Origin of the sequence: Burkholderia sp. Bp9099, assembly GCF_003857805.1 — a bacterium.
Taxonomy (GTDB): Bacteria; Pseudomonadota; Gammaproteobacteria; order Burkholderiales; family Burkholderiaceae; genus Burkholderia.
This window is the reverse complement of record NZ_QTPU01000025.1, coordinates 61269-86837: the sequence shown is the minus strand read 5'-3', so window position 1 is coordinate 86837 and position 25569 is coordinate 61269. Positions and strand designations below refer to the sequence as shown.

The following is a 25569-nucleotide window of genomic DNA, read 5'->3' as shown; positions in this document are numbered from 1 at the left end:
TCCGGTCAGTACACGAAGCCCGCGGCGCCGACGAGGCGCGGCGTATCGCCCGTCAGCAGGTCGAGCCCGAGATTGCGCTGGATCGCGAACTCGAGATCGCTGCTCGGCCGCGCGACGGTGTCGAGCGCCTGCTCGAGCTGGCCGGGGCCGGTCGGCTGCACGATGTACGGCGTCACGATCACGACGACCTCGGTCTTGTTGTCCTGGAAGTTCTTCGACGAAAACAGCCGGCCGATGATCGGCAGCCGGCCGAGCCCCGGCACCTGCGCCACGGTATCCGCCGTCTGGCTCTGCAGCAGCCCGCCGATCGCGAAGCTCTGCCCGCTCGACAGCTCGACCGTCGTCTCGACGCGCCGCACCGAGAGTCCCGGCACCCTGACGCTGCCGGTCGTCACGCTGTTGTTCGAATCGACCTCGCTCACCTCCGGGCGCACCTTCAGGCTGATCCGGTTGTCGGCGAGCACGGTCGGCGTGAAGTCGAGCGACACGCCGAACGGCTTGAACTCGACCGTGATCGCGCCGGTGTTGCCGGCCTGCGCGACCGGAATCGGAATTTCGCCGCCGGCGAGAAAGCTCGCGGTCTGCCCGGACATCGCGGTGAGATTCGGCTCCGCGAGCATCGTGATCAGGCCTTCCTGATCGAGCGCGTCGAGCACGACGTCGATCGACCAGCGCCCCGCGCGGAAGCCGCCGAGCACCGAATACGCACCGGTCGGCGACAGGTTGAACACCTTGGTCGTCGGATCGAACAGCGTGCGGCCGCTGAGCAAGCCGCCGAAGAAGTTGCCGGCCGAGCCGAGCGAGCTCCAGTTGATGCCGAGCTGCTGCGTGACGTTGCGGCTCACCTCGGTCACGCGCACGCGCAGGTTCACCTGGATCGGGCGCGACAGCGTGAGCCGGTTGACGATCTTTTCCTTGTCGTTGACGTAAGGCGCGAGCGACTGCATCACGGCGTCCGCGTCGGCCGCGCTCGGCACCTTGCCCGACACCATCAGCGAGCCCGGCGCGCCGGACACCGACAGCTTCAATTGCGGAAAGCGGCTGTCGAGCACCGCCTGCAGCGACGCGGTGTCGACCTGCACGATCACCGTGCGGCGCAGGATCGGCCGATGGTTCGCGCCGAGCGCGATCAGCGTGGTGGTGCCGGCCTTCTTGCCGAACACGAACACGGTGCGCGGCGACGGCACCTGGATGTCCGCGATGCTCGGGTCCGCGACGAACATCGCGGTCGCGGGTTCGGCCAGCGACAGCATCTCGCCCTTGCCGGTCGCGATCGACAACGCCGCGCCGGCGTCCGCCGCGCTCGCGCGCTGCGCGAGTGCGACGCCCGGCGCGACGATGCAGGCCAGGCACCAGAAAGCCATCCAACGAACCATGCGCACCATGCGTGTTCCCGTCAAATGCCGGCCGCCGGGCGGCCGGCCCGAATCGTCACTGCTCACTGCGGCGCCGCGATCCGTGGCACCTGCGCCGTCGCATCCGCGGCGACATTGCCGCCCGGGGGTGCCGCGGGCGCCGCCGGTGCAACCAGCGTGCCCATCCAACCGGACGGCAGCGGCGGCAAGCCCGGCGTGCCTGTGCCGGTGCCGCGCGACCCGTCGTCGACCGACGAGCCGCGATAGATCACGACCGTATTGCCCTGCGGCGCCGGCCGCGTGTCGGCGTCCGTTCTCGCCGGCTGCGCCGGCTGCGCACGGCGCGCCGCGCGCGACACGTCGCCGGCCCACACCGGCGGCGTATCGGGCTCCGCTTCGTCGCCGCCCGCCGCCTGCCGGCGATCGCTCGTCGCGAAGCTGCGCAGCGACAGCGACAGCGAGCCGAGGCGCGTCGCGACCAGCACGACCTGCGCGGTGCGCGGCGCGACCTCGAGCGTGACCGTGCGCGCGCGGGCCGGCACGTCCGGCGCACTCGCAGGCGTCTTCGCACGCTGGAATTCCGAGCCGACCGCGAGCACGCGCGCACGCCGCACGACCGTCTCCGCTTCGAACGTGCCGGGCGACGTCGCGGAACCGCCGATCTCCTGCGTGAGCACCACGTCGACGAAGTCGCCCGGCTGGATCAGCCCCGCGTTGCCCGACACGTCGTCGACCGGCACCGAGATCGCGCGCATGCCGGGCTGCAGCGCGGCCGCGAGAAAATCCGGCGCGGCGCCCGGAATCACGTTGTCCGCACGGATCGGCGCGCCGGCGTCGACGCGATTGCGCAGCAGCGCGCCTTTCAGGTCCGCGCCCGGTTGCGACTCGACGAACGCACCGCCCGGCACCTGCGTGCGCGGCATGCGCTTCCACGCGAGATCGTTGTCGCGCAGCAGCAGCCCTTCGGGCAGGTCCGCCGCCGCGACGCGCACGCGCACCTCGGCCGCTTCGCCGGGCACCGGCGGCGTCGACGCGGCGACATACAGCTGGCGCAGGATGAACGCGCCGATCGCGGCAGCGATGATCAGCACGGTCATTCGCAGAGGTTTGGGCATGGCGGCGTGCGTCCCCGGTCTAGGCAAGCGAAACCGCGTGAGGGAACGGCGCCCAGACGGCCAGCGCCCCGCCGAGCGCGAGCGCGATCCCGTACGGCACACCGCGCGTCGCGATCGTACGCGCCGGCGCGGCGCGACGCTGCCATGCGACGGCCGCGAGCGCGGCGACGCCGCACGCGGCGCCGCTCGCACCGACGATCGTCAACACCGGGAACGCGAGCGCCGGGCCGGCCCACAGGAATACCGCCGCCGCGAGCTTCACGTCGCCGCCGGCGATCCAGCCCGCGTGACGCAGGCCGGCGAACAGCAGCAGCATCGCCGCGGCGGTCGCCACGTGACCGGCGAGGTGCGCGAGCCCTTCGCGCGCGAGTGCCGCCGCAACGAAATACAGCATCGCGAACGCCAGCACCGCGCGATTGGAGAGGTGCCGCGCGCACACATCCTGCGTCGCGAGCGACACCAGCACGAGCGTCGCCGCCGACTGTACGAGAAAGAGCATCGGAGAGCCGTCCGTCGGCGCGCCCCGGCTGGATACGTCGTACCGCTGCGGATCCGTGTGTTCGTCGGCGGCGCGCGGGTTCAGGAGATCAGATCAGCGCCGTGACCTTGTTGATCAGCGCGGTGAACACGGCCGGCAAGCCGCCGGATGTACTGCTGAGGATCACCCCGACCGCCGCCAGTGCGACCACGACGATGCCGGCCAGAACCGCGTACTCGAGCGAGCTGACGCCGCGTTCATCGCGCAGCAAGGTCTTGACGTATTGCAGCATGACAACCTCCGTGTGACGGGGTCGGTGATCGACCGTTGAGTGAAAAGAAGCGGCGCTGCTTCGGTGGCACGCACGGCGTTTTCGCCCATTCACGACTCATGCGGCAGCCCTGTCGTCGGGCCATGCGCATCCCCCGGAATCCATTCGATCGCTGCAACGCGCGGTGGTCGGCAATGGAATCCGCCGCTACTCCGCGCGCTTGTTGCATAGCTGCATTGGCACAATGCAATTCACACTGATTCGTCTAGGGTATAGACAATTTTTTTGGCGATTTCAAATTATTTAGCGTCAGAGTGTATTTATGGGCGGTGCACTTCAGCGATGAAATTCGCGCATGCTATTTGCCGCTTTTCAGCATGATGCAACAAGCCCGGCGTGGCGTGCAGTAAGAATGTTAATACCGGGATGCATCGTTGCCGACGCCGTTGCAATTCGATGATTTTTATTCAGTTTTCCGATATGCCGCGTGATTTTCCTGTTCGAACCTGAAACGGACCCGCGCGTGCGTTTCCCGGCATCTTTTTCGTGCGCGCCGACATGATCCGGAAAATTTTGCGCACCCGATCGCATTGCCCGATCCGGATTGGCGCCGCTGTCACCGACGCTCGATTCGCCGCCGATCGGCGTGCGCGATCCGCACGCCGCGCTCGCCCGCCTCGCCATTTCCAATCGGCGCCATGCATGATTTGCCAACCCGAAACGCGGCGATAAGCATAGTTCAAATCGTTGCTTGTCCCGCGCCCGAGGCGTCCTCCAGAATGGTTCGACACCCGCCGGCCCGATTTCGAGTCCTCACCATCCAACGCACCATGATCGACCGATTCCCGTCTCCACTGCGCCTGCTGCGATCGCTGCTGATCGCGTCCCTCGTTGCGTTGCCCGCTGCCGCCGCGCACGCCGACAAGCCCGCCACGATCCGCATCGGCGTCGCGCAGCAGGGCACCGGCGATCCGCCGACCTTCGGCGGGTCGAGCGCGGCCACCGCGCAGTTGCAGCAACTCGTCGAAAAGGAATTCGCGGCCGACGGCATCAAGGTGCAGTGGCTGTTCTTCAAGGGCGCGGGCCCGGCCGTCAACGAGGCGATCGCCAACAAGGCGCTCGACTTCGCCTACCAGGGCGACCTGCCGGCCGTGCTCGCGCGCTCGAACGGCATCAGGACGCGCCTGCTGCTCGCCGCGAGCGTGCGCTCGGGCGTCAAGATCGCGGTGCCGCCCGACTCCGGTATCCGCTCGATCACCGACCTGAAGGACCGCCGCGTGTCGATCTTCCGCGGCACGAACCTGCAGCTCGTCGCCGACAACGCGCTCGCGAAGAACGGCCTCGGCGAACGCGACCTGCGCGTGATCAACCTCGACTCCGCGAGTTCGCTCGCCGCGCTCGCGTCGAAGGGCATCGACGCGTCGGTGGGCGACTATCAGTTGTACAAACTGCGCGACGCGGGCCTCGCGAAAATCATCTACGAATCGCAGAACGACGGCCCGCAATACACGCGGCAGACCCACCTGCTCGTGCTCGACGACTTCGAGCACGCGCATCCGGACATCGTGCAACGCGTCGTCAACGCGCTGGTCAAGGGTGCGCAATGGTCGTCCGACGAAGCGAACCGCGATGCGCTGTTCAGGCTGTGGGAAAAAAGCGGCGTGCCGTATGCGTCGTGGCAGGCCGACTACGCGAACCAGCGCCTGAAGGACCGCCTGTCGCCGCTGATCGATCCGTTCCTCGTCGCGCGCTACAAGGCCGTCGCCCAGGACGCGCTGAAGCTGAAACTGATCCGCCAGCCGGTCGACGTCGACGGCTGGTTCGAGCCGAAGTACCTCGACAACGCGTTGCGCGCGCAGCACCTCGAGCACTACTGGCCGCGCTACGACGCGGCCGGCAAGCCCCTCTCCTAACCCGGACCCGCCCCGATGAGCGACACCGCGATCCCGATTCCGTCGTCCGACCCGCACGCGCGCGCCGCGCCGTCCCGCGCGGCGGCCGCGAAGCGCGTGGCGTGGCTGCTCGCGCCGTGGGCGCTGCCCGCGCTGCTGTTCGTGTTGTGGACCATCGGTAGCGCGCGCGGCTGGATCGCACCGCAGATCCTGCCGCCGCCCGCACACGTCGCCGACTCGCTCGCCGAGCTCGCGGCCAGCGGCGATCTCGCGCGCCACACGCTGATCAGCCTGCAGCGCGTGCTGGTCGGCTTCGCGGCCGGCACGCTGCTCGGTTTCGCGACCGGCGCGGCGCTCGGCCTGTCGCGCACGCTCGAAGCCTACGTGCTGCCCGGCTTCAATGCGCTCGTGCAGATTCCCGTGCTCGGCTGGCTGCCGTTCCTGCTGCTGCTCGTCGGCGTCGGCGAGCCGCTGAAGTACCTGCTGATCGCGCATGCGGCGCTCGTCCCCGTGACGATGAGCACGCTGCAGGGGTTCCGCCACGCGCCGCCCGCGCTCGATGAAGCCGCGCGCGTGTTCGGCTATACGCGCCGCCAGCGCATCGTCCACGTCGTGCTGCCGGCCGCGATTCCGACGCTCGCGACCGGCGTGCGGCTCGCATTCACGAAATCGTGGCTCGCGCTCGTCGTCGTCGAACTCGTCGCGTCGTCGGAAGGGCTCGGCTACCTGATCGTGTACGGGCGCCAGCTGTTCCAGCTCGATCTCGTGATGGCGGCGGTGATCGTGGTCGGCGCGGTCGGCCTCACGATCAATCGGCTGCTCGACGCGCTCGAAGCACGGCTGCGCCGCGGCGTGCCGTCCGCATTCCGCGGTTGAACCCGATTCAAGGATTCTCCTCCTATGCCGCTTGACGCCACGTCCGCATCGGACGCCCCATCGCCCGCCGTCAGGATCGCCCGTCGCTTTCCCGTGCCCGACTGGCGCGGTTTCGTCCTGCCGCTCGCCACGCTCGCGCTCTGGTGGGCCGTGTCGTCCGCGCACCTCGTCAAAAGCGGGCTGCTGGTCGGCCCGGCCGACGTGCTGCACACAGCGTGGACCCAGACGACCAGCGGCGCGCTGGCACGTGCATTGTCGGCATCGCTCGCGCGCGAAGCGTGCGGCTTCGCGATCGGCGCGACCGGCGGCCTGCTGCTCGGCACCGCGCTCGGGCTGTCGCGCGTCGCCGCGCGCATGGTCGGCCCGAGCTTCGACACGTTCAAGCAGATCTCGCTGTTCGCGTGGATTCCGCTGATTTCCGTCTGGTTCGGCCTCGGCGACGTCGCCAAGGTCGTGTTCCTGTCGCTCGCCGCGCTGCTGCCGGTCGCCGCGCATACGTGCGACGGCATTCATGCGGTACCGCGCACGTACGTCGACGTGGCCCGCGCGCTGCGTTATTCGCGGCTTCAGCTCGTGCGCCACGTGATCCTGCCCGCCGCGCTGCCGTCGATCTTCACCGGGCTGTATCTCGGCCTCATCTACTCGTGGCTCGCGACGCTCGGCGCCGAGTACCTGCTCGTCGCGGGCGCCGGGATCGGCAACACGCTGATCGACGGCAGCGAGCAGTTCCGGATGGATCTCGTGCTGTTCGGGATCATCGTCGTCGGCGTGACCGGCTGGGCGCTGAACGCGGTCGCGCGTGCGATCGAGCGCAAGGTGCTGGCCCGGCGCGGCGAGCTGCGCCGCTGATCGCCCTCTTCCTTCCCGTTGCTTCCCTTTCCGCCATGACGACTCTCGCTTCCGATTCGCTCGATATCCTCCACGTGAGCAAACGCTATGCGCAACGCGGCGCATCGCTCGCCGTGCTCGACGACGTGTCGCTGCACGTGCGTGCCGGCGAGTTCGTCACGATCGTCGGCGCGAGCGGCTGCGGCAAGTCGACTTTGCTGCGCCTGATCGCCGGGCTCGATACCGACTACGCGGGCGAAATCCGCGCCGGCGACGAAACGGTGCGCGACACGTCGCTGCAGCGCGGGATCGTGTTCCAGGATCACCGGCTGTTCCCGTGGCTGACGGTTGCGCAGAACATCGAGGCCGCACTGCGTAATGCGCCGCTCGACGCGCCGGCCAGGCGGCGCGCGGTAGCCGAGCACATCGCGCTCGTCGGGCTGAACGGCTTCGAGCATGCGTACCCGAACCAGCTGTCGGGCGGCATGGCGCAACGCGTCGCGATCGCGCGCGGCCTCGTGAATCGCCCGCGCGTGCTGCTGCTCGACGAACCGTTCGGCGCACTCGATGCACAGACGCGCGCGCGGATGCAGAACGAACTGCTGCGCATCTGGGAACAGGAACGCATCACGATGGTGCTGGTCACGCACGACGTCGACGAAGCCGTGTATCTCGGCGATCGCGTCGTCACGATGGCGCCGCGTCCGGGACGCATCGAGCGCATCCTCGACGTCGCGTTGCCGCGCCCGCGCCGGCGCGACTCGCCGGAATTCGCGCGGCTGCGCGACGCGGTGCTCGCCGATTTCGACGATCTCGAACCGCCCGGCAACGGCGGCAGCGGCAGCCGGGCAAACCGTGACGAGGCGCTCGATGCGCACCGGATCGGCGCATGGCGGCTCGCGTGGTGATGCGCTCACGCGGCGGGCCCGATGCCGTGCCCGAAACGCTCAGCATGCCGACACATATCGATCATCACGGCGCGCACTAAGGTTGTGACGATTCATCGGTTCCGGTTCCGCGCGGTCCCTGCTTGAATGGAGACTCGATCGACCCGACCCAGGAGACTCCCGATGTCCGAAGTCCAGCACGCCGCTCACCCGTCATCGCATGCTTCGCACGCCGCCGCGCCGCGCACGGCCGCCGTCCCGCTTCAGCTTCGCCAGGTCGCCGGCCGGATCGGCGCCGAAATCGCCGGTGTCCGGCTGTCGGGCACGCTCGACGACGCGACGTTCGACGCGATCCAGGCCGCGCTGCTGCGCCACAAGGTGCTGTTCTTCCGCAACCAGGGCCATCTCGACGACACCGCGCAGGAAGCCTTCGCGCGCCGCTTCGGCGAGACGGTCGCCCACCCGACCGTGCCCTCCGTCGACGGCAGCGCGCACCTGCTCGAACTCGATTCCGCGCACGGCGCGCGCGCCAATTCGTGGCACACCGACGTGACGTTCGTCGACGCGTACCCGAAGGTGTCGATCCTGCGCGCGGTCGTGATTCCGCCGTTCGGCGGCGACACCGTGTGGGCCAACACGGCGGCCGCATACACGCATCTTCCCGAGTCGCTGCGCGCGCTCGCCGACACGCTGTGGGCGGTGCACACGAACGCGTACGACTACGCGTCGACGCACGTGCATGCCGACGACACGCAACTGAAGCGCTACCGCGAAGTGTTCACGTCGACCGTCTACGAAACCGAACATCCGGTCGTGCGCGTGCATCCGGAGACCGGCGAGCGCACGCTCGTGCTCGGACACTTCGTGCAGAAAATCAAGGGGCTGTCGTCGCAGGATTCCGCCCATCTGCTGCAGGTGCTGCACGAACACGTGACGCGCCTCGAGAACACCGTGCGCTGGAACTGGCAGCAAGGCGACGTCGCGATCTGGGACAACCGCGCGACGCAGCACTACGCGATCAACGACTACGGCGATGCACGCCGCGTCGTGCGTCGCGCGACCGTTCACGGCGACGTGCCGGTCGGCATCGACGGCCGCCGCAGCGTCGTGCTGAAGGGGCCCGGCGCGACGCTGCAATGACGTTCCCCGCACGGTGGCGGCTTCGGTCGCCACCGTGCCGGCGCCACCCTGCATTCCCGCCTTCCCGACCGGAGGATCCGACCATGACCTTCCCGCCACCGGGCCGACGCTTGCATGCGCAACGATGTCGCCGTCCGTCCGCCCCGTTCACTTCCGCCAGGAGCGTCGCATGAGCGCCCTACCCGTACCCGCCGCCGAGCCGGTCGACGTGATCCCGCTGTCCGCCCACATCGGCGCGGAGATCCGCGGCATCGACCTCACCCAGCCGCTGACCACGCCGCAGATCGCCGCGATTCGCGCCGCACTGCTGAAATGGCGCGTGATCTTCTTCCGCGAGCAGTTCCTCACGCACGAGCAGCATGTCGCGTTCTCCGCGCAGTTCGGCGAGCCGACCGTCGGCCACCCGGTGTTCGGCCACGTCGACGGTCATCCGGCCGTCTATTCGATCGCGAAGCATCGCAAGGCGACGCGCTTCGAAGGCGAGCCGGTACGCCGGCCGTGGACGGGCTGGCACACCGACGTGACGGCCGCCGTCAATCCGCCGTGGGCGTCGATCCTGCGCGGCGTGACGATTCCGCCGTACGGCGGTGACACGCACTGGACCAACCTCGTGCGCGCCTATGAAACGCTGTCCGCACCGCTGCGCGGCTTCGTCGACGGCTTGCGCGGCATCCATCGCTTCACGCCGCCGCCCGGTGCACGCGCGACCGGCGCATTCGACGAAGCCGTCGAGCGCCGCCCGCTCGTGACCGAGCATCCGCTGGTGCGCGTGCATCCGGAGACCGGCGAACGCGCGCTGTACGTGAGCCCGAGTTTCCTGAAGTCGATCGTCGGGCTCACGCCGCGCGAGAGCCAGGCCCTGCTCGAACTGCTGTGGGAACACGTGACACGGCCGGAATTCACGATCCGCTTCAAGTGGGAGCCGCGCAGCATCGCGTTCTGGGACAACCGCGCGACCGCGCATCTCGCGCCGGTCGACATCTTCGATCTCGACTTCGATCGCCAGCTCTACCGCACGACGCTCATCGGCGACGTGCCGGTCGGCCCCGACGGCCGGGCGTCCGTCGCGCTCGAGGGCTCGCCGGTCGAGGCAGCGGCCGCGGTCGCGCTGAACTGACCGCCGTGTCGACAGCCGGCGCACCCGCGCCGGCTTCCTGCCTCAATCCAGCCACACGCCGTCGAACCGGTGCCCGCCGAGCGGCGAGAACGTCAGCCCGTGCACGCGCTTCGAGATCGGCAGCGACACGATCGACGTCGCGATCGGCGTGAACGGCACCTGATCCTTGAAGACGACCTGTGCCTGCTCGTAGAGCGACGTGCGTTTCGCGACGTCCGAGTTCGTGCGCGCCGCGCTGACGAGCCGCTCGAAATCCGCGTTGCACCATTTCGCGAGATTGCTGCCGTGCACCGCCTCGCAGCCGAGCAGCGTGCCGAGCCAGTTGTCGGGGTCGCCGTTGTCGCCCGACCAGCCATACAGGATCGCGTCGTGCTGCCCGTCGCGTTTCGCGCGGCGGTTGTATTCGCCCCACTCGTAGCTGACGATCTTCGCGCGCACGCCGATCTTCGCCCAGTCCTGCTGGATCAGTTGCGCCATCAGCTGCGCGTTCGGGTTGTACGGGCGCTGCACCGGCATCGCCCACAGCGTCAGGTCGAAGCCGTTCGGGAATCCCGCCTGCGCGAGCAGCGCCTTCGCGGCGGCAGGATCGCGCGGCGCATCCTTCAGGCGCGGGTTGTACGACCATTGCGCGGGCGGCATCGGGTTCGTCGCGATCGTCGCATCGCCGTTGAACACGGTCTTGATGATCGCCGTCTTGTCGATCGCGATGTCGAGCGCGCGCCGCACGTCGACGCGATCGAGCGGCGGATGCTGCGTGTTGTACGCGACGAAGCCGACGTTGAAGCCCGTCCCCGAAAACAGCGTCAGCTTCGGATCCCGCCGCACCGTTTCGAGATCGGCCGGCCGCGGGAACACCGACACCTGGCACTCGCCGGCCGTGAGCTTCTGCAGGCGCGCGGCCGGATCGGGCGTGATCGCGAACACGAGATGCGCGAGCTTCACGTCGTCCGGCTTCCAGTAGTCGGGATTCGCGTCGTAGCGGATCACGGCGTCCTTCTGGTACGCGCGCAGCTGGAACGGCCCCGTGCCGACCGGGAGCTGGTTGATGTCGGCTTCGCGATGGCGCGCCGTCAACTGCGACGCATATTCGGCCGACAGGATCGACGCGAACGCCATCGCGAGATTGCGCACGAACACGACGTCGGGCTGCTTCAGCACGAAGCGCACCGTATCGTCGTCCAGCTTTTCGATGCGCTCGATGTTGCGGTCGAACCCGAGATCGCTGAAGTACGGGAAACTGACCGGGTAGGCCTTGCGGAACGGATCGTCGGGATCGAGCATCCGGCGGAACGTGAACACGACGTCGTCCGCCTGGAACGGACGCGTCGGCGTGAACCACGCGGTCGTCTGGAACTTCACGCCGCGCCGCAGGTGGAACGTGTAGACGCGCTGGTCGGGCGACACGTCCCAGCTCGTTGCGAGCGACGGCACGAGATCGAGCGTGCCGCGCTTGAACTGCACGAGCCCGTTGTAGACCGTGTACGTGCTCGCGTCGAAATCGGTGCTGGTCGTGTGCTGGCCCGGATCGAAGCCGGCCGGGCTGCCTTCGGTGCAGTACACGAGCGTCTTGCCGGCCGGCGCCGCGAACGCGTGCGTGACCGTGCCGGCGAGCAGCAGCGATGCGGCCACGCCGCGCAGCACTGCAACGGCAACGGAGGTGTGCCGCGCACGATGCGCGGCCGATGAAACGAATGGAATCTTCATGGTGGCGGTCAGGGAAGGACTGTCATGCGAATGACGACCGCCGATCTTCGCGCGCCGCCCGCCGATCGCTTACCAATTAATTCCGCGTTGCTTATCGCCGCGGATGCATCCCGCTGCCACCGCATGGAAACGTCCGCGCGAGCACCGTGGACATGCGTGCGAATGCCGCTGCAGCGGCCCGCCCCGCGTCGCGCATCGACGCCGTTCGCGGTCCATCCTTCCGGCCCCCTGCAGGTTCTCCGGAATGGGCGCATCGTATCGGTTGGTCAACGCCGGCAGCGGTGCGCGGGGATACGCCCGGCGCACGCGTTCCGGCGCGGCGTGCCTGCCGGCGCGCCGCCCCTTCCTGGAGGACCCACGATGTCGCTCAACCCCGCTACGCCCTCTCGTCCCGTGAAGTCGCCGGGCCCCGATCATCCGATCACGATCGAACCGCACCCGTCGCGCGTCGTGGTCAAGGTGGCCGGCAAGATCGTCGCCGATACGCGCCGTGCGCTCGCGCTGCGCGAAGCCAGCTATCCGGCCGTGCTGTACGTTCCGCGCGAGGATGCCGACATGGCGCTGCTGCAACGCACCGACCATGCGACGTACTGCCCGTACAAGGGCGATTGCGCGTACTACTCGATTCCCGCCGGCGGCGCACGCTCGACCAACGCGGTGTGGACGTACGAGCATCCGAACCCGGCCGTCGAATCGATCCGCGCGCACCTCGCGTTCTATCCGGATCGCGTCGACGCGATCGAGGAAAGCCCGCTCGGCACCGATTGAGCGCGGCGCCGCGCCGGCGTTCACGTATTGTCCGCCCGCTGATTTGCATATGCGGATTCGTTGGTTGGCCGCCAGCCCGCGCGGCCGTATCGTCGTCCATCCGGCGCGGGCGCGGCCGGCCGCGCGCATCGACCGCATCCGGCTGCGTCCCGTGCCGGTCGCGCCGACAGCCCGCGCGACCCGTGAACCCGCCAGCAGGACGCCTCGATGAACGACCTACCGCACGCAGATCTTGAAACGACCCCGGCAAACCCGCGCCGCCGCCAGTGGCTGCACGGCGCGGCCGCCGGACTGGCCGGGCTCGCGCTCGGCCCGCTCGCGGGCATGCCTGCACTGGCTCAGGGCAGCGACAAGCGGCTGCGCATCGGTTTCCAGAAATACGGCAACTTCGTCATACTCAAGGCGCGCGGCACGCTCGAGAAGCGGCTCGCAAGCCAGGGCGTGGCGGTCCAGTGGCTCGAATTCCCGGCCGGTCCGCAATTGCTCGAGGGGCTGAACGCCGGCGCGATCGACGTCGGCACGGTCGGCGAAACGCCGCCGATCTTCGCGCAGGCCGCGGGCGTCGATTTCGTCTATATCGGCAACGAACCGCCCGCGCCGCACGGCGAGGCGATCGTCGTGCTGCCCGATTCGCCGATCCGCACCGTCGCGCAGCTGCGCGGCAAGAAGGTCGCGTTCAACAAGGGTTCGAACGTCCACTACCTGCTCGTGAAGGCGCTGGAGCATGCGGGCCTCACGTATGCCGACATCCAGCCGATCTACCTGACGCCCGCCGACGCGCGCGCCGCGTTCGTGCAGCGCAACGTCGACGCGTGGGTGATCTGGGATCCGTACCTGGCCGCGGCCGAACGGCAGCTCGGCGCACGCGTGATCGCGGACGGCGACGGGCTCGTGCGCAACACGCAGTACTACCTCGCCGCGCGCAAGTATGCGGCCGCGCAGCCGCAGGTGCTGCGCACGCTGCTCGAGGAAGTCGACGCGGTCGATCGCTGGGGGCGCGACCATGTGCCGGAAGTCGCCGCGCAACTGTCGCCGCTCGTCGGCCTCGATGCGCCGACGCTCGAAGTCGCGCTCAAGCGTGCCGGCTACGGCGTGCAGCCCGTCACCGATGCGACGCTGGCGTACCAGCAGGGCATCGCCGACGCGTTCAGCACGCTGAAGCTGATTCCCGGCAAGGTGACGGTCGCCAACGCGCGCTGACGCACCGCTGCCGCGACGCGTTACGGCGAACGCGTCGCGCCGATCCGCCGCCATTCGTCGTAATCGGTGACGAGACCCGCGTCGTCGACCGCGATATCGGCCGCATACGCGCCGCTCTCGTAGCGGTACACGTGCTCCGCCGTGCGCGCATAGCGCTGCTCGCCGCGCACGATCTCGAACGACGGAAAACGCAGCCACGCGGTACGAATGACGGCCGATGCGCCGACCGCCAGCCCGAGACGCCGGATCGGCAGCGTATTGGTCGACGGACTGAAGCCGAGATCGATGTCGGTCGCGCCCGCGAGGGCCGGCGCTGCGCCGCCGTCGATCGTCCAGTGCCCCGCGTCGCATTCGATCGCGAGTTGCCGGGGCGGCGCTGCGCCGAGCCAGTATGTCACGCGCACCGAGCGCGTCAGCCAGTCGGCGCCGCATACGATCGCATAGTCGACGCGAAACGGCGTGCCGTCGAGCGCGCCCGCCACTGCTCCCGACAGGTCGATGCCCGCACGCGTCTCGGCGAGCCGGCACCATTCGGCCGCCTGCCAGGTCTGCGCGATCTGCCATGCGACGCAGCGCGTGCGCGCCGCTTCGTCCCGTTGTGTCATGTCGGCTCCCGTCGATCGCATGAGCCGGATTTTCGCTCACGGCGTCGATGATCTCACGGCCTTTGTCTGGCGCGTGCCTTCGTACCGATACCGAGTATCGGCTCGTCGCGCACCTTCGGTACCGATCCTGCTTTGGTACCATCACCGCTCGGTATCACCCGAACCGGACAAGGGGTGTGATTTCATGGATTTGCTGGCGACGATGCGCATCTACGTCAGGGTCGTCGAGCGCGGCACGATGTCGGGCGCGGCCCGGGATCTGGACATGGGCCAACCGGCCGTCAGCGAGCGCATCGAAAAGCTCGAAAAACGTCTCGGCACACGTCTGCTGATGCGCAGTGCGCGTACGCTCACGTGCACCGACGAAGGCCGCATTTTCTACGAACACAGCAAGGCGCTGCTCGAAGCGGCCGAAGCGTCGATCGCAGCGGTATCGAAAACGGAAAACACGCTCGGCGGCACGATCCGGCTCGCCGCGCCGCAATGCTTCGGCGAGGTCGTGATTCCGCAGGCGCTGATGCATATCCGCACCGCGTATCCGCAACTGCACATCGACCTGGTGCTGAACGACAACATCGTCGATCCGGTCACGGAAGGCGTCGACATCTCGATCCGCCTCGGCCAGCTCGACGACGGCGGATTCGTCGCGCATCCGCTCGGCCAGGTCGACCGCGTGCTCGTGGCCGCGCCCGCCTATCTCGACCGCCACGGCCCGATCGACACGAAGGCCGATCTGGCGAACCACCCGTTCATCCGCGTCAAGGGCATCTTCGCGAACGAGCAGTTGCCGCTGCGGAGTGAAGACAAGACGCTCGAATACGCGCGGATCCAGACGGTGATGACGACGAGCCACTGGCGCCCGATGTTCGACACGATCCTGGCCGGCGGCGGCATCGGCGTCGTGCAGGCGCCGGCCTGCGCCCATGCGCTCGCGCACGGCAGGCTCGTCGAGATCCTGCCGCAATACACGATCCCCGCATTCGTGCTCAACGCGCTGGTCCAGGCGCAACGGCCGCTGCCGCCGCGCGTGCGGGTCGTCGTCGATCTGCTGAAGAAGGAGATTCCGGCGCTTTTGGACAGCAGCAAACCCTGAGCGCGCACACCCGCCCGAGCGGTACCGTCTGCTTTCCGGATAACTGAAGCCTCGCCTCGAAACCCGTCCGTCGATTCGATCCGATTCGATTCCATGCGGCCACGCGTTTGCCGGCGCCGTCGCGTCGTTGCCCGTGCAGCCGCCACGCAGTCACGCGCGCCGCATCACCACGCCTGCCGATAGATCGCCAGCGCGTCGGCTTCCGTCACCTCGCGCGGATTGTTCACGAGCAGGCGCGTCTGCAGCATCGCGTCCGACGCCATCCACGGCAGGTCGCCCTCGCCGATGCCGACCTCGCGCAGCGTGCGCGGAATGCCCGTCGCGACGATCAGGCGATCGATCTCGTCGATCAGCGCCTGCGTCCTCGCGTCGTCGCTCCCCGCGGCCGACGGTGCGACGATCGCCGCGAGTTCCGCATACAGCGGCGCGGCAGCCTGCGCATTGAAGCGCAGCACGTGCGGCAGCACGAGCGCGTTCGACAGCCCGTGCGGCACGTGGAACATGCCGCCGACCGGATAGGCCAGCGCATGCACGGCCGCGACCGGCGCGTTCGCGAATGCCTGGCCGGCGAACATCGCGCCGACCAGCATCGCTTCGCGCGCGCGGCGATCGTTGCCGTCGTCGCAGGCCTTCAGCAGGTTGCGCGACAGCAGCGTCAATGCGTGCACGGCCAGCATGTCGGACACCGGATTCTTCAGCCGCGACGACGTATAGGCCTCGATCGCGTGCACCATCGCGTCGATGCCCGTCGCGGCGGTTGCCGCGCGCGGCAGCCCGAGCGTCAGCTCGGCGTCGAGAATCGCGACGTCCGCGAACAGCTGCGGCGACACGACGCCCATCTTGTGCGCCTCGCCGACCGTGACGATCGACACGGCCGTCACTTCGGAGCCGGTGCCGGCCGTGGTCGGCATCTGCACGAGCGGCAGCCGGGACGTGGCAACCTTGTCGACGCCGTACATGTCGGCCAGCGCCTGCCGCCCCGGCGCGAGCACCGCGATCAGCTTCGCGACGTCCATCGACGAACCGCCGCCGAGGCCGAGCACGATCTCCGCATCGGCCGCCACCGCCCGCCCGGTCGCCTCGAGCACGACGTGCTCGGGCGGATCGGCGATCACGTCGTCGATCACGGTAACCTGCCAGCCGTGCGCGGCGAGGCTCTCCAGCGCGGGCGCGAGCACGCCGCTGCGATGCAGGAACGCGTCGGTGACGACGCACAGCCGCGCGAGCGCCGGAAAGCGTTCGCGCAACAGCGCGCCGAGCCGGCGCGCGGCGCCGAATTCGACGATCTGCGTCGGCACGGTACGGAATTGAAACGGGTTCATCGGGTGCCTCCCGGTGGCGTCGCCGTGCCGGTGTCCGGCTGCACCATGTACTGCGTCACGTCGCGGCGATCGAGCAACGGAATGATCGCGCCGACACCGAGCCGCTGGAAATGCGGCGTTTCCCGATGCACGTCGAGGCCGTCGGCATCGCGGTAACGCTCGAGGATCACGATGTGGTCGGGATCGACCGGCGAGCGGAAGTACGCATAGTCGAGGTTCTTCGGCTCGGCCCGCGTGGCCGGCGCGAGTTCCGCGAGCAATTCGATCACGCGGTCGCCGTTGCCGGGTTTCGCGAAGAAATGGGCGATGACCTGCAGGTAAGGTTCGTTCATGCTGCGCTCCGTATTCGCCAGCGGCCCGTCATGACGGGCCGTCATTCGACCATGCGCGGTCGCTCGTCGAAGGCGGCAGTCGGCGGCCCGACACGGTGCCGACGCCTCGTCGTCGCATTGTATTGAATCGGTGCCGCTTGCGCCGCGCACGCGTCATGCATGCGACGGCACGCTTCGCGCGAAGGGTTCACGGCAGGGCCGTCGAATGCCCGCGCGTCACACCAGCCGGCCGCCCCCGTCGACATGCAGGATTTCGGCATTCATGAAGCCGTTGCCCAGCAGGAACGCGATCGCTCCGCCGACTTCGTCGGCGCGACCGACGCGTCCGCCGGGCAGCGTCGACGCCGCTTGGCCGAGCATCGCGTCGCGCGCTTGCGGGCCGAATGCGTCGTACAGCGGCGTGTCGACGAAACCGGGCGCGACGACGTTCACGCGAATCGGCTTGAACTCCAGCGCAAGCGACTGCGCCAGTGCTTCGACGCCGCGCACGGCGGCCTCGATGACCGACGTGCCTTGCCCGGACGGACGGTCCGCCAGCTGTCCGCCGGTGAGCACGATCGAGCCGGTCGCGGGCATCAGCGGCAACGCGGCGCGGATCGCATGGACCGGCCCGGCGATACGCTCCTGCAGCGCGGCGAGCAGAATTCCGAATTCCGGCTATTGCATCGCCCCCGGGCGGCGCCGGTGGGCCCTTCGGCTAAAATGCCGCACTTTCCACCTTGTCCGGCCCGCTCGCCATGCAACCCGCTTCCCCCGCCCGATCCGCCGCCCACGGCGCCGACGATGCAGACCTGTCGCACGACCTCGTCTACGGTCCCAACGACCGGCCCGCGCCGATGGTCGCCTTCGTCGCCGCGCTGCAGCACCTGCTGGCGATCATCGTGCCGATCGTCACGCCCGGCCTGCTGATCTGCCAGGCGCTCGGCGTATCGAGTCGGGATACGACCCTTATCGTGTCGATGTCGCTGGTGATTTCCGGCATCGCGACCTTCGTGCAGTGCAAACGCTTCGGCCCGCTCGGCGCCGGCCTCCTGATCGTGCAGGGCACCAGCTTCAACTTCGTCGGCCCGCTGATCGCCGGCGGCAGCGTGATGGTCAAGCAAGGCACGCCGGTCGAGACCGTGATGGCCGCGATCTTCGGCGTCGTGATCGCCGGTTCGTTCGTCGAGATGGGCGTGTCGCGCATCCTGCCGTTCGTGAAGCGCCTGATCACGCCGCTCGTCACCGGCATCGTCGTGCTGCTGATCGGCCTCACGCTGATCAAGGTCGGCCTCATCAGCATGGGCGGCGGCTACGGCGCGATGGCCAACGGCACGTTCGCGAGCGCCCAGAACCTGACGCTGTCGTGCCTCGTGCTCGGCACCATCATCCTGCTGAACCGCGTGCCGATCGTGTGGGTGCGCAGCACCGCACTCGTGATCGCGCTCGTGATCGGCTATGCCGCGGCCGCCGTGCTCGGCCGCCTCGACTTCACCGGCGTGCACCAGGCCGCGCTGTTCCAGGTCCCGACGCCGCTGCATTTCGGCATCGGCTTTTCATGGTCGCTGTTCGTGCCGATGCTGATCATCTACCTCGTCACGTCGCTCGAAGCGATCGGCGACGTCACCGCCACCAGCAAGATCTCGAAGGAGCCGGTCGAAGGGCCGGTGTGGATGCGGCGGATCAAGGGCGGCGTGCTCGTGAACGGCGCGAACTCGCTGCTGGCCGGCGTCTTCAACACGTTCCCGAGCTCCGTGTTCGCGCAGAACAACGGCGTGATCCAGATCACCGGCGTCGCGAGCCGCTACGTCGGCATCTGGATCGCGGGCATGCTCGTGGTGCTCGGCCTGTTCCCGGTCGTCGCGGGCGCGCTGCAGGCCGTGCCGGAGCCCGTGCTCGGCGGTGCGGCAATGGTGATGTTCGGCGCGGTGGCCGCATCGGGCATCAACATCCTGTCCGGCGTCCAGCTCGATCGCCGCGCGCTGCTGATCATCGCGGTGTCGCTCGCGCTCGGCCTCGGCGTGTCGCAAGTGCCGGACATTCTGAACAGCCTGCCGCATGCACTGAAGAACGTGCTGGAGTCGGGTGTCGCGACGGGCGGCATCTGCGCGCTCGTGATGAACTGGTTCTTGCCGGAACAGAAGTAACGCTACGGACTCCATGACGACGCGGCCCGGCCGACGGGTCGCGTCACGCTCGACGAGCCCGGCTTGGCCGGGCGCCCGACTCTCGCTAGAATCGGTTCATGCCTCAAGCCCCCGTCTCCACGAATGCGCCGGAAGCCAGTTCGGTCCCCGTCAAGGAACGCGCGACCGTCGTCTGCTACCGCGAACGGCAGGTCCTGCTCGTCGCGCGCGCATCGTCGCGCTGGGCGCTGCCCGGCGGCACGATCAAGCGCGGCGAAACACCGCTCGAAGCCGCGCATCGGGAGCTGCAGGAAGAGACCGGCATCACCGGCCAGGACCTCGTCTATTCGATGCAGTTCACGGGGCTCGCGAAGGTGCATCACGTGTTCTTCGCCGAAGTCGGCCCGGAGCACACGGCCCAGGCGAGCAACGAGATCGAGAAGTGCAAGTGGTTTCGCATCGACAACGTCGGCGAACTGCGCGCGAGCATCCCGACGAAACGCATCGTCGAGCTCGTCTACGAGCACGAAATCCTCGAGTAGGTAGACACCCCACCCCCGCCGGCTCGCGCGAGCCGATATGATGCGCCCACGGTCCATCACCGCGTTCCCTTCCGAGCGAGCTGCAGATGAACAGTGCGTACACCTACCGCGGGTACACGATCGATATCCGCTGCGAATTCCGGCTCGACGAATCGCGCGACCACGCGCCGCCCGCCCCGCTGCGGTTCGGGTTCGTCGCGGTCGTGCAGGTGCGCTCGGCCGGCAGCGCGCCGCGCCTGCTCGGACCGATTCGCCTCGCCGACGACGGCGGCCACCTGTTCCGCAACACCCACAATGCGTTGCGCGCCGGCCGCGCGGCCGGCGAAATCCTCGTCGACGATCTGCTGGTCGATACGGGTCAGGCAAAAGGACGCGCGCATTCCTGAGCCGTCGATCGGCCCGGCATCATCTTTGCGGCGTTTTGCGGAGCGCGCGTGCCGGCGCTCAGTGCAGGCGCTTTCGTCGTAGTTCGTGTGTGGAATAGACGGCGAGGAAGATACCGAGCATCGCAACGCCGGACGCCAGGAAGTCGTTTGCGGTTCCCGTGCTATTCAGCGATTTCGGGAAGATGCCGAGACTCAGTCCTGCGGCAGCCAGAAACACGCCTGCCGCCACACCCCACACCGGTCCGGTGGTCTTTTCGATTGTGTTTTTCATACAGCACCCGTCTACAGTCTTTGCCTGAATGGCGGCGGCGCATGGCGCTCGCATCTACCATTCGTGATTCGACTATAGCGGCGAAATAATCAGGGCGGATTTAGTGCTTTCACCGATCAAGTTTTTGCCGATCGCGAACATGCCGTGTCCCGGCGACTCATGCCCTGCTCGATCGATCCGGACAGGATTCCCTCGCTGTGAGCCTTATTGCCTGCCATTGCGTCGCGAATATCGATCGACGGGCAGCGGTTCTTACGCTCCGACGCAGAATTTACGGTTCGTTTCAAAGCTGCTCATACTGTGGGCGTTCCCCGCGGCTATGCTTCGTTGCACGCACAATAACCTCGAGGGGGACAAAACAATGAACAACACATTCTGGAAGGCCGCACTATGCGCGGCGGCGGTGCCGTTCGCGCTCGCAGGATGCGGCGGCGGCGACGATGGCGGCAGCCCGCAAACCGGCACGCTGCACGTCGCGATGACCGATGCACCGTCATGCGGCTTCGATCACGTATTCGTGACCGTTTCTCAGGTCCGCGTCAATGCGAATGGGAATGCTTCCGATAACGATGCCGGCTGGTCGACCATCACGCTGGCGACACCGCAGAAGATCGACCTGCTGTCGCTGACCAACGGCGTGCTCGCCGATATCGGCCAGACCGCCTTGCCGGCCGGCCAGTATCAGCAGATCCGCCTCGTTCTCGCGCCGAACCAGGGCAATACCCTCGCGAACTCGGTCGTCCCGACGGGCGGCACGGAACAGGCGCTCGCGACGCCGAGCGCGACGCAAAGCGGTTACAAGATCATCCAGCCTTTCACGGTCCAACCGAACACGCTCGTCGACCTCGTGCTCGACTTCAACGCGTGCAAGTCGATCGTCCAGCGCGGCAACGGCACGTATGCGCTGAAGCCGGTCGTCACCGCGATCCCGACCGTCGTGAGCGGCGCGATCTCCGGCTATGTCGCCTCGGCCGAAGCCGGCGCGACCGTGTATGCGGAACAAGGCGGCAAGGTGGTCCGCGGCACGGTTGCCGACAACACCGGGAAATTCGTGCTGTCGCCGCTGATCCAGAGCTCGACGCAAGGCAACTACGACGTCGTGATCGTGCAGAACAACTTCGCGTCCGGCATCGTCCGCTCGGTTCCGGTCGTGGTGAACACGACCACGGCCGTGTCGGCGTCGACTGCCCCGATCACGCTGCCGGCATCGACGATGAGCACGGTCAGCGGCACGGTGACGGCAAGCGCCAATGCGTTCGTGCGCGCCTTGCAGACCGTCGATGCGAATGCGTACGAGATCACGTCGATCAACGCGAACCTGGATACGGGTACGTATGCGCTCAACGTGCCCACGGCCGCGCCGATCGTCGGCACGTACTCGGGCTCGCTGCCGGTCGCGCTGGCCGCGTCGCCGATCGCCGCGGCACAATACACGATCGAAGCGGACGCAGCGTCGGGCGCAACGCAATCGACGAACGTCAACGCGACGACCAGCCAGTCGAACGTCAATTTCAGCTTCTGACGCGTCGCCGGCATCATCGAAAGGGCCTCACGGCCCTTTCCTCAATAAACGGGAGAACGAAGTGAAGAAAGGGGTTATCGCATTGCTCGCCGCGGCGAGCGTGGTCGGCGCGCTCAGCGGATGCGTCGCATATGTTCCGGGGCCGCCGGTCGTCGTCGCGCCGCAGGGCGGGCCGGGGAACGGGTTCTGCCCGCCCGGACAGGCGAAGAAAGGCAATTGCTGATTGCACGAGGCCCGCGTAGCGCGGGCCTTTTTCATGGTCGGTCGTTGCATGACGGGCATCGCGGCGGAATGGCGGAAGGCAGCAGACTACATCCATCACCCGCGGAGACGCGCCAGGTAAGACTCCCGCAGTTGCAGATGGCCTCCTACCCACAATGCTACCCACATTTGGCTCAGCAGCAATCTAATCTCGGCCACAATGCCCTATGGCAAATGGACGTCGAGCAGTTTCTCGCCCAAATGCCCCAAAAGTTGCCCTTACGGGCTCGGTTACGTTCGGGACGCTCCCGACAAGCCGCCAAGATGCAGGCATGCGGTCCGACGAGAGTGTTAATTATGTCAAATATTGAATTTACCCGAAAACTTCACTGAAATCCCTGCCAGACGCCACCGGAATTCCTTTTGCAAGCGACCCGCAGGCGAAGTTAGGACATTGCAGATTTCAGCTGCGAGCGATGCGGCACCAACGCTGCAACGTCGCCGGCCCTTTGCGTGGGCAGACGCGTGAAATGTCCTTGAGATACGCGTGGGGGCTACCCTGTGCCGCTATCGCGCGCCTTGCGCACCACGGGGTGAGCCGCCCGCTGCCGGAGGTCTTCCGTCGTTTCCCCTCCTCCGTTTGGTCGCCATCCGGGCGGCTTCAGCAGGTAGCCGAGTGCATCCGGCAACGATCGTGCCGCCAATATGTCTCCCCATAACGCGCGCCATTGTGCAAATTCGATCGTCAGCAGGTTGTATGTGTCAACCGGCGCCACTAGACCGTACCGGCATTGCAGATCGCGTCGTTCAGGAATGTACGTGCCGAACATCCGGTCGAACACGATCAGGATGCCGCCGTAGTTCGCGTCGAGATATTCGAGATTCGACGCGTGGTGCACGCGATGGGCCGACGGCGTGTTGAATATCCATTCCAGCGGCCCGAGGCGCGGAATCCACGTCGCATGCAGCCAGAACTGGTACAGCAGGTTGATCGACAGCAGCACCAGCACAATGGCGGGAGGCATCCCGAAAAGCGGCGCGACTGCGAAAAACAGCAGCGAGCCGGTGAGCTGCCCGGTCCAGCCGAAGCGATAGGCGGCCGACAGCGTCAGCTCGTTCGGTGAATGGTGGATCGCGTGGGTGCACCAGAACCAGCGGACCCGATGCGCGGCGCGGTGGTACCAGTAGTAGCAGAAGTCCTGACCGATGAGGCACGCGAGCCAGCCGCTCCAGTGATCCATCGGCAGGGTCCAGAAGCGATGTGTCCAGGCCGCCTGCATCAGCCAATGCCAGATCGTCAGCGTGGGCAGCCAATGCAGCGGATACTCGCGCACGAGCATGTCAGCCGCCGATACGGCCGCCGCGCGCCAGTCGTAGCGGCGCCAGCCGCGCAGGATCGCAAGAACCAGCGCCTCGGCCAGCGAGGCGAGCAGGACCAGCGGAACGGAAATCTTGAGAATCGCGACGAGCGTGGCCATGGTCGAATCGAAGATGGCGAGGAGCCACCAGCCTAGCGGCGCATGCTCACGCGTCGCAATCGCCCTGGGACGAAGCGGGCGTGGGATGGGGCGAATCGGAGCGGTCGCGAGTCGTTTCCAGTGCCTGAACGAGCGCGGCCCGATACTGCCGGCTGCACGACACCTCGGCACCGCCCCTCAGCAGCACGATCGCGTCGCCCTTTCCGCGAAATCGCACCGCATGGACGGCAGCGAGCGCGACGGCGGCGCCGCGATGAATGCGAACGAAGGCCGGTCCGAGATTCTCGAGCAGCGCCGCCAGGGTCCGCCGCATCAACAGGCTGCGCGTTGCCAGGTGAATGCCGACATAGTTGTCGGCCGCCTCCAGCCATTCGATTTCCGCACATGGCACGACGTGCGTCTGCCCGCGGTCGTTCACGAGCAGGCGATCCGGCACGCCGACGCTTCCGTGCGATCGGCTGGATCCGCGCTCGCGCAGGCGCTGAACCGCGCGCGCCAGGCGCTCCGGCTCAACCGGCTTCAGCAGGTAATCGACGGCGTGCGTATCGAATGCCCGCAACGCATATTGGTCGAATGCCGTCACGAACACCAGCGCCGGGCCGCCATCCGGCAGCGACGCGGCCACGTCGAAGCCATCGATTTCAGGCATCTGGACGTCGACGAATACGACGTCCGGCCTCGACTGTTCGACAAGCGCCAGCGCGGTGGCGCCGTCCGCGGCCTCGCCGATTATCTCGATGTCGGGCACAGCCCGGAGCAGGCGTGCGAGACGGCTGCGGGCGAGCGCTTCGTCGTCGACGATCAGCACGCGCATGGCAGCCTCACCCGAACGATCAGCCCGCCGCCCTCTCGCAACCGGAGCGTCAATGCGGCATCGTGACCATACATCGATCTCAGCCGGCTCTGGAGATTGCCGAGTCCCACGCCAAGCGAAGTCGGCAATGCGTACGTCTCGCCATCGTCCTCGATCGAGACATGCAGTTGGCCCTCGATGCGAGTGACGCGCATCACGATATGCGTCGTCGCGGCGCGCCGTTCGACCACGTGCCGAAAGCAATTTTCGACGAGTGGCTGGAGCCCCAGCGTCGGCACACGGCAGGTCAGCGTGCCTTGGTCGACATCCCAGGTCATCCTGGCCCGATCGGCGAAGCGCTGCAGCATGATGTCGGCATAGGCCTTCACGAGCGCGAGTTCGTCGGAGAGCGGCTGCTGGGGAGAGCGGCCGGCGTCGACGGCCGCGCGTAGCAACATCGCGAGCCGGCCAATCAGGCGGTCGGCGGTATCGGGGTCGTCATGCACGAGCGACGAGATCGTGTTCAGCGTATTGAAAAGGAAATGCGGCTGCAGTTGCTGCGTGAGTTGCGTCAGCTGAGCCTGCCGCGCGAAGTGCGCCTGCTGCTCGGTGCGAAGGCGTTCGTTCGCCCAAGCACCGTATGAAAGCAAACCGAAATGAATGGCGCTGAACAGTGCGTAGAAGATGACGAACTTGCTGGCCTCGTAGGCGACCACCTCCGGCCAGGGTTCGTGAAGCAGGGGCATGCCCGCCAGGCCGTAGAGCAGCTTACGTAATGCATACATCGCGACGACGTAGACAACGAACTGCAGCGGCATCCAGATCCACATGCGCGCGAACCAGCGCAGCGGATGACCGAGCAGATGGCCAAGCCGTCTCCCACGGAAAATCTGCATCGTCGCCAGCGTGGTCGCGACTGCCATTGCGGTGCCGTAGTCGATGAGCGGCGCCCAGAGATCACGGCCGCCCGAACGCACGTACTCCTGGACGCCGACGATCAGCATCAACGACCAGAACGCGATCCACGGCAGAACGACGTGCCGCAGCAGACGCATCCGCGGGTTGATATCAGCAGAGTTGCTATTTACCATTTCGAACAGGTCAGCAATCTCACAATTCGTTTCGGTCCTCGAAGCCTGAAGGCGGCCGGATCGCCCTGCCCTGATACCTGCCTGCGCCGTGCGCCGGCACAAGCCATCCGCGGTTGCTGCGCAGGCCGCACCGGATCGACGCACGCCACGCGTGCAGCGTGATGGTAAGCGCGAACGCGTCACGGGGTCCATCGTTC

The 25569-nt window shown here is 67.5% G+C and carries 28 protein-coding genes; 13 read left to right on the top strand and 15 right to left on the bottom strand.

The annotated features are described in order from the left end of the window. Positions 1-5 precede the first annotated feature (5 nt). The 5 genes from DIE17_RS27045 to DIE17_RS27025 all read right to left on the bottom strand — a co-directional run bounded on the left by DIE17_RS27045 (position 6) and on the right by DIE17_RS27025 (position 3933). On the bottom strand, positions 6-1385 hold the full coding sequence (locus DIE17_RS27045) for a type II and III secretion system protein family protein (RefSeq protein ID WP_124521156.1): 1380 nt from the start codon (positions 1383-1385) through the stop codon (positions 6-8). Positions 1386-1438: 53 nt separating this feature from the next. Beyond that, entirely contained in the window at positions 1439-2470 is a 1032-nt protein-coding gene (gene cpaB, locus DIE17_RS27040; protein WP_124521158.1) for a Flp pilus assembly protein CpaB, read from the bottom strand. A 19-nt stretch (positions 2471-2489) separates the two neighbouring features. Further along, positions 2490-2969 carry a prepilin peptidase gene (locus DIE17_RS27035; protein WP_124521160.1) on the bottom strand — a complete coding sequence of 160 codons (480 nt, stop codon included), beginning with the start codon at positions 2967-2969 and terminating at the stop codon, positions 2490-2492. Positions 2970-3057: 88 nt separating this feature from the next. Continuing rightward, the gene (locus tag DIE17_RS27030; RefSeq protein WP_044843866.1) at positions 3058-3240 is read right to left on the bottom strand and encodes a Flp family type IVb pilin; all 183 of its coding nucleotides are present in this window, start codon (positions 3238-3240) and stop codon (positions 3058-3060) included. 351 nt (positions 3241-3591) lie between these two features. After that, the gene (locus tag DIE17_RS27025; protein ID WP_124521162.1) at positions 3592-3933 is read right to left on the bottom strand and encodes a hypothetical protein; all 342 of its coding nucleotides are present in this window, start codon (positions 3931-3933) and stop codon (positions 3592-3594) included. A gap of 116 nt (positions 3934-4049) precedes the next feature. Here DIE17_RS27025 and DIE17_RS27020 point away from each other — a divergent pair, with 116 nt between their 5' ends. From DIE17_RS27020 to DIE17_RS26995, 6 genes are all read left to right on the top strand, one after another. After that, positions 4050-5132 (top strand): ABC transporter substrate-binding protein, encoded by a 1083-nt coding sequence (locus DIE17_RS27020; protein WP_124488394.1) that lies wholly within the window; start codon positions 4050-4052, stop codon positions 5130-5132. 15 nt (positions 5133-5147) lie between these two features. Next, positions 5148-5987, top strand: a complete 840-nt coding sequence (locus DIE17_RS27015) for an ABC transporter permease (protein ID WP_124521164.1) — start codon at positions 5148-5150, stop codon at positions 5985-5987. 24 nt (positions 5988-6011) lie between these two features. Further along, on the top strand, positions 6012-6836 hold the full coding sequence (locus DIE17_RS27010; RefSeq protein WP_124521166.1) for an ABC transporter permease: 825 nt from the start codon (positions 6012-6014) through the stop codon (positions 6834-6836). A 35-nt stretch (positions 6837-6871) separates the two neighbouring features. Continuing rightward, positions 6872-7723 (top strand): ABC transporter ATP-binding protein, encoded by an 852-nt coding sequence (locus tag DIE17_RS27005; protein ID WP_124488391.1) that lies wholly within the window; start codon positions 6872-6874, stop codon positions 7721-7723. Positions 7724-7885: 162 nt separating this feature from the next. Beyond that, complete coding sequence (locus tag DIE17_RS27000) at positions 7886-8842, top strand: TauD/TfdA family dioxygenase (RefSeq protein ID WP_044843861.1); 957 nt, start codon at positions 7886-7888, stop codon at positions 8840-8842. A gap of 169 nt (positions 8843-9011) precedes the next feature. Beyond that, the gene (locus tag DIE17_RS26995; RefSeq protein ID WP_124521168.1) at positions 9012-9959 is read left to right on the top strand and encodes a TauD/TfdA family dioxygenase; all 948 of its coding nucleotides are present in this window, start codon (positions 9012-9014) and stop codon (positions 9957-9959) included. Between the two features lie 42 nt (positions 9960-10001). Here DIE17_RS26995 and DIE17_RS26990 read toward each other — a convergent pair whose 3' ends face one another. Then, on the bottom strand, positions 10002-11663 hold the full coding sequence (locus DIE17_RS26990; RefSeq protein ID WP_124521170.1) for an ABC transporter substrate-binding protein: 1662 nt from the start codon (positions 11661-11663) through the stop codon (positions 10002-10004). A gap of 360 nt (positions 11664-12023) precedes the next feature. Here DIE17_RS26990 and DIE17_RS26985 point away from each other — a divergent pair, with 360 nt between their 5' ends. Together DIE17_RS26985 and DIE17_RS26980 are read left to right on the top strand one after the other, a co-directional pair. Then, a complete protein-coding gene (locus DIE17_RS26985; RefSeq protein WP_124488388.1) occupies positions 12024-12431 on the top strand; it encodes a DUF427 domain-containing protein in 408 nt (135 codons plus the stop codon). Between the two features lie 207 nt (positions 12432-12638). Then, entirely contained in the window at positions 12639-13631 is a 993-nt protein-coding gene (locus DIE17_RS26980; RefSeq protein ID WP_124488387.1) for a sulfonate ABC transporter substrate-binding protein, read from the top strand. A 20-nt stretch (positions 13632-13651) separates the two neighbouring features. On the opposite strand, the gene DIE17_RS26975 is transcribed toward DIE17_RS26980, so the two are convergent. Beyond that, entirely contained in the window at positions 13652-14236 is a 585-nt protein-coding gene (locus DIE17_RS26975) for a putative glycolipid-binding domain-containing protein (protein WP_124921394.1), read from the bottom strand. Positions 14237-14420: 184 nt separating this feature from the next. On the opposite strand from DIE17_RS26975, the gene DIE17_RS26970 reads away from it, so the two are divergent. Beyond that, a complete protein-coding gene (locus DIE17_RS26970) occupies positions 14421-15329 on the top strand; it encodes a LysR family transcriptional regulator (protein ID WP_124921393.1) in 909 nt (302 codons plus the stop codon). A gap of 164 nt (positions 15330-15493) precedes the next feature. Here DIE17_RS26970 and DIE17_RS26965 read toward each other — a convergent pair whose 3' ends face one another. From DIE17_RS26965 to DIE17_RS26955, 3 genes are all read right to left on the bottom strand, one after another. Then, on the bottom strand, positions 15494-16651 hold the full coding sequence (locus DIE17_RS26965; RefSeq protein WP_124921392.1) for an iron-containing alcohol dehydrogenase: 1158 nt from the start codon (positions 16649-16651) through the stop codon (positions 15494-15496). Then, on the bottom strand, positions 16648-16983 hold the full coding sequence (locus DIE17_RS26960; RefSeq protein ID WP_124488383.1) for a putative quinol monooxygenase: 336 nt from the start codon (positions 16981-16983) through the stop codon (positions 16648-16650). Before DIE17_RS26960 ends, DIE17_RS26965 begins: the two co-directional genes overlap by 4 nt. A 216-nt stretch (positions 16984-17199) precedes the next feature. Beyond that, positions 17200-17559: an SDR family oxidoreductase gene (locus tag DIE17_RS26955; RefSeq protein ID WP_409410398.1), complete on the bottom strand. Its 360-nt coding sequence runs from the start codon at positions 17557-17559 to the stop codon at positions 17200-17202. Between the two features lie 161 nt (positions 17560-17720). Here DIE17_RS26955 and DIE17_RS26945 point away from each other — a divergent pair, with 161 nt between their 5' ends. The 3 genes from DIE17_RS26945 to DIE17_RS26935 all read left to right on the top strand — a co-directional run bounded on the left by DIE17_RS26945 (position 17721) and on the right by DIE17_RS26935 (position 20016). Then, complete coding sequence (locus DIE17_RS26945) at positions 17721-19109, top strand: nucleobase:cation symporter-2 family protein (RefSeq protein ID WP_124921391.1); 1389 nt, start codon at positions 17721-17723, stop codon at positions 19107-19109. A 98-nt stretch (positions 19110-19207) separates the two neighbouring features. Beyond that, positions 19208-19630 (top strand): NUDIX hydrolase, encoded by a 423-nt coding sequence (locus DIE17_RS26940; RefSeq protein WP_124921390.1) that lies wholly within the window; start codon positions 19208-19210, stop codon positions 19628-19630. Between the two features lie 86 nt (positions 19631-19716). Continuing rightward, entirely contained in the window at positions 19717-20016 is a 300-nt protein-coding gene (locus DIE17_RS26935; RefSeq protein ID WP_124921389.1) for a hydrogenase maturation factor, read from the top strand. Positions 20017-20074: 58 nt separating this feature from the next. Here the strand turns inward: DIE17_RS26935 and DIE17_RS26930 are convergent, their stop codons facing one another. After that, positions 20075-20287: a hypothetical protein gene (locus DIE17_RS26930; RefSeq protein WP_044843850.1), complete on the bottom strand. Its 213-nt coding sequence runs from the start codon at positions 20285-20287 to the stop codon at positions 20075-20077. 361 nt (positions 20288-20648) lie between these two features. Here DIE17_RS26930 and DIE17_RS26925 point away from each other — a divergent pair, with 361 nt between their 5' ends. Further along, complete coding sequence (locus DIE17_RS26925) at positions 20649-21809, top strand: DUF4382 domain-containing protein (protein WP_124521182.1); 1161 nt, start codon at positions 20649-20651, stop codon at positions 21807-21809. Between the two features lie 27 nt (positions 21810-21836). Here the strand turns inward: DIE17_RS26925 and DIE17_RS37560 are convergent, their stop codons facing one another. The 4 genes from DIE17_RS37560 to DIE17_RS26905 all read right to left on the bottom strand — a co-directional run bounded on the left by DIE17_RS37560 (position 21837) and on the right by DIE17_RS26905 (position 25564). After that, positions 21837-22067, bottom strand: coding sequence for a hypothetical protein (locus tag DIE17_RS37560; RefSeq protein WP_185500376.1), 231 nt, complete (start codon positions 22065-22067; stop codon positions 21837-21839). Positions 22068-22564: 497 nt separating this feature from the next. Beyond that, positions 22565-23488 (bottom strand): sterol desaturase family protein, encoded by a 924-nt coding sequence (locus tag DIE17_RS26915; protein WP_124488378.1) that lies wholly within the window; start codon positions 23486-23488, stop codon positions 22565-22567. Between the two features lie 46 nt (positions 23489-23534). Next, positions 23535-24302 carry a LytTR family DNA-binding domain-containing protein gene (locus DIE17_RS26910; RefSeq protein ID WP_124488377.1) on the bottom strand — a complete coding sequence of 256 codons (768 nt, stop codon included), beginning with the start codon at positions 24300-24302 and terminating at the stop codon, positions 23535-23537. Beyond that, positions 24290-25564, bottom strand: coding sequence for a sensor histidine kinase (locus DIE17_RS26905; RefSeq protein WP_260430304.1), 1275 nt, complete (start codon positions 25562-25564; stop codon positions 24290-24292). Before DIE17_RS26905 ends, DIE17_RS26910 begins: the two co-directional genes overlap by 13 nt. Positions 25565-25569 lie beyond the last annotated feature (5 nt).

Excerpts from the sequence above, each read along its gene's own strand:
- DIE17_RS26960 (WP_124488383.1), bottom strand. The coding sequence starts at position 16,983 with ATGAACGAACCTTACCTGCAGGTCATCGCCCATTTCTTCGCGAAACCC.
- DIE17_RS26910 (WP_124488377.1), bottom strand. The coding sequence starts at position 24,302 with ATGCGCGTGCTGATCGTCGACGACGAAGCGCTCGCCCGCAGCCGTCTC.
- DIE17_RS26995 (WP_124521168.1), top strand. The coding sequence starts at position 9,012 with ATGAGCGCCCTACCCGTACCCGCCGCCGAGCCGGTCGACGTGATCCCG.
- DIE17_RS26930 (WP_044843850.1), bottom strand. The coding sequence starts at position 20,287 with ATGAAAAACACAATCGAAAAGACCACCGGACCGGTGTGGGGTGTGGCG.
- DIE17_RS27030 (WP_044843866.1), bottom strand. The coding sequence starts at position 3,240 with ATGCTGCAATACGTCAAGACCTTGCTGCGCGATGAACGCGGCGTCAGC.
- DIE17_RS27035 (WP_124521160.1), bottom strand. The coding sequence starts at position 2,969 with ATGCTCTTTCTCGTACAGTCGGCGGCGACGCTCGTGCTGGTGTCGCTC.
- DIE17_RS26945 (WP_124921391.1), top strand. The coding sequence starts at position 17,721 with ATGCAACCCGCTTCCCCCGCCCGATCCGCCGCCCACGGCGCCGACGAT.
- DIE17_RS26990 (WP_124521170.1), bottom strand. The coding sequence starts at position 11,663 with ATGAAGATTCCATTCGTTTCATCGGCCGCGCATCGTGCGCGGCACACC.
- DIE17_RS27010 (WP_124521166.1), top strand. The coding sequence starts at position 6,012 with ATGCCGCTTGACGCCACGTCCGCATCGGACGCCCCATCGCCCGCCGTC.
- DIE17_RS26955 (WP_409410398.1), bottom strand. The coding sequence starts at position 17,559 with ATGCCCGCGACCGGCTCGATCGTGCTCACCGGCGGACAGCTGGCGGAC.
- DIE17_RS26965 (WP_124921392.1), bottom strand. The coding sequence starts at position 16,651 with ATGAACCCGTTTCAATTCCGTACCGTGCCGACGCAGATCGTCGAATTC.
- DIE17_RS37560 (WP_185500376.1), bottom strand. The coding sequence starts at position 22,067 with ATGAAAAAGGCCCGCGCTACGCGGGCCTCGTGCAATCAGCAATTGCCT.
- DIE17_RS26985 (WP_124488388.1), top strand. The coding sequence starts at position 12,024 with ATGTCGCTCAACCCCGCTACGCCCTCTCGTCCCGTGAAGTCGCCGGGC.
- cpaB (WP_124521158.1), bottom strand. The coding sequence starts at position 2,470 with ATGCCCAAACCTCTGCGAATGACCGTGCTGATCATCGCTGCCGCGATC.
- DIE17_RS26970 (WP_124921393.1), top strand. The coding sequence starts at position 14,421 with ATGGATTTGCTGGCGACGATGCGCATCTACGTCAGGGTCGTCGAGCGC.
- DIE17_RS27045 (WP_124521156.1), bottom strand. The coding sequence starts at position 1,385 with ATGGTGCGCATGGTTCGTTGGATGGCTTTCTGGTGCCTGGCCTGCATC.
- DIE17_RS27000 (WP_044843861.1), top strand. The coding sequence starts at position 7,886 with ATGTCCGAAGTCCAGCACGCCGCTCACCCGTCATCGCATGCTTCGCAC.
- DIE17_RS26935 (WP_124921389.1), top strand. The coding sequence starts at position 19,717 with ATGAACAGTGCGTACACCTACCGCGGGTACACGATCGATATCCGCTGC.
- DIE17_RS26975 (WP_124921394.1), bottom strand. The coding sequence starts at position 14,236 with ATGACACAACGGGACGAAGCGGCGCGCACGCGCTGCGTCGCATGGCAG.
- DIE17_RS26925 (WP_124521182.1), top strand. The coding sequence starts at position 20,649 with ATGAACAACACATTCTGGAAGGCCGCACTATGCGCGGCGGCGGTGCCG.
- DIE17_RS26915 (WP_124488378.1), bottom strand. The coding sequence starts at position 23,488 with ATGGCCACGCTCGTCGCGATTCTCAAGATTTCCGTTCCGCTGGTCCTG.
- DIE17_RS27005 (WP_124488391.1), top strand. The coding sequence starts at position 6,872 with ATGACGACTCTCGCTTCCGATTCGCTCGATATCCTCCACGTGAGCAAA.
- DIE17_RS27020 (WP_124488394.1), top strand. The coding sequence starts at position 4,050 with ATGATCGACCGATTCCCGTCTCCACTGCGCCTGCTGCGATCGCTGCTG.
- DIE17_RS26980 (WP_124488387.1), top strand. The coding sequence starts at position 12,639 with ATGAACGACCTACCGCACGCAGATCTTGAAACGACCCCGGCAAACCCG.
- DIE17_RS26940 (WP_124921390.1), top strand. The coding sequence starts at position 19,208 with ATGCCTCAAGCCCCCGTCTCCACGAATGCGCCGGAAGCCAGTTCGGTC.
- DIE17_RS27015 (WP_124521164.1), top strand. The coding sequence starts at position 5,148 with ATGAGCGACACCGCGATCCCGATTCCGTCGTCCGACCCGCACGCGCGC.
- DIE17_RS26905 (WP_260430304.1), bottom strand. The coding sequence starts at position 25,564 with ATGGACCCCGTGACGCGTTCGCGCTTACCATCACGCTGCACGCGTGGC.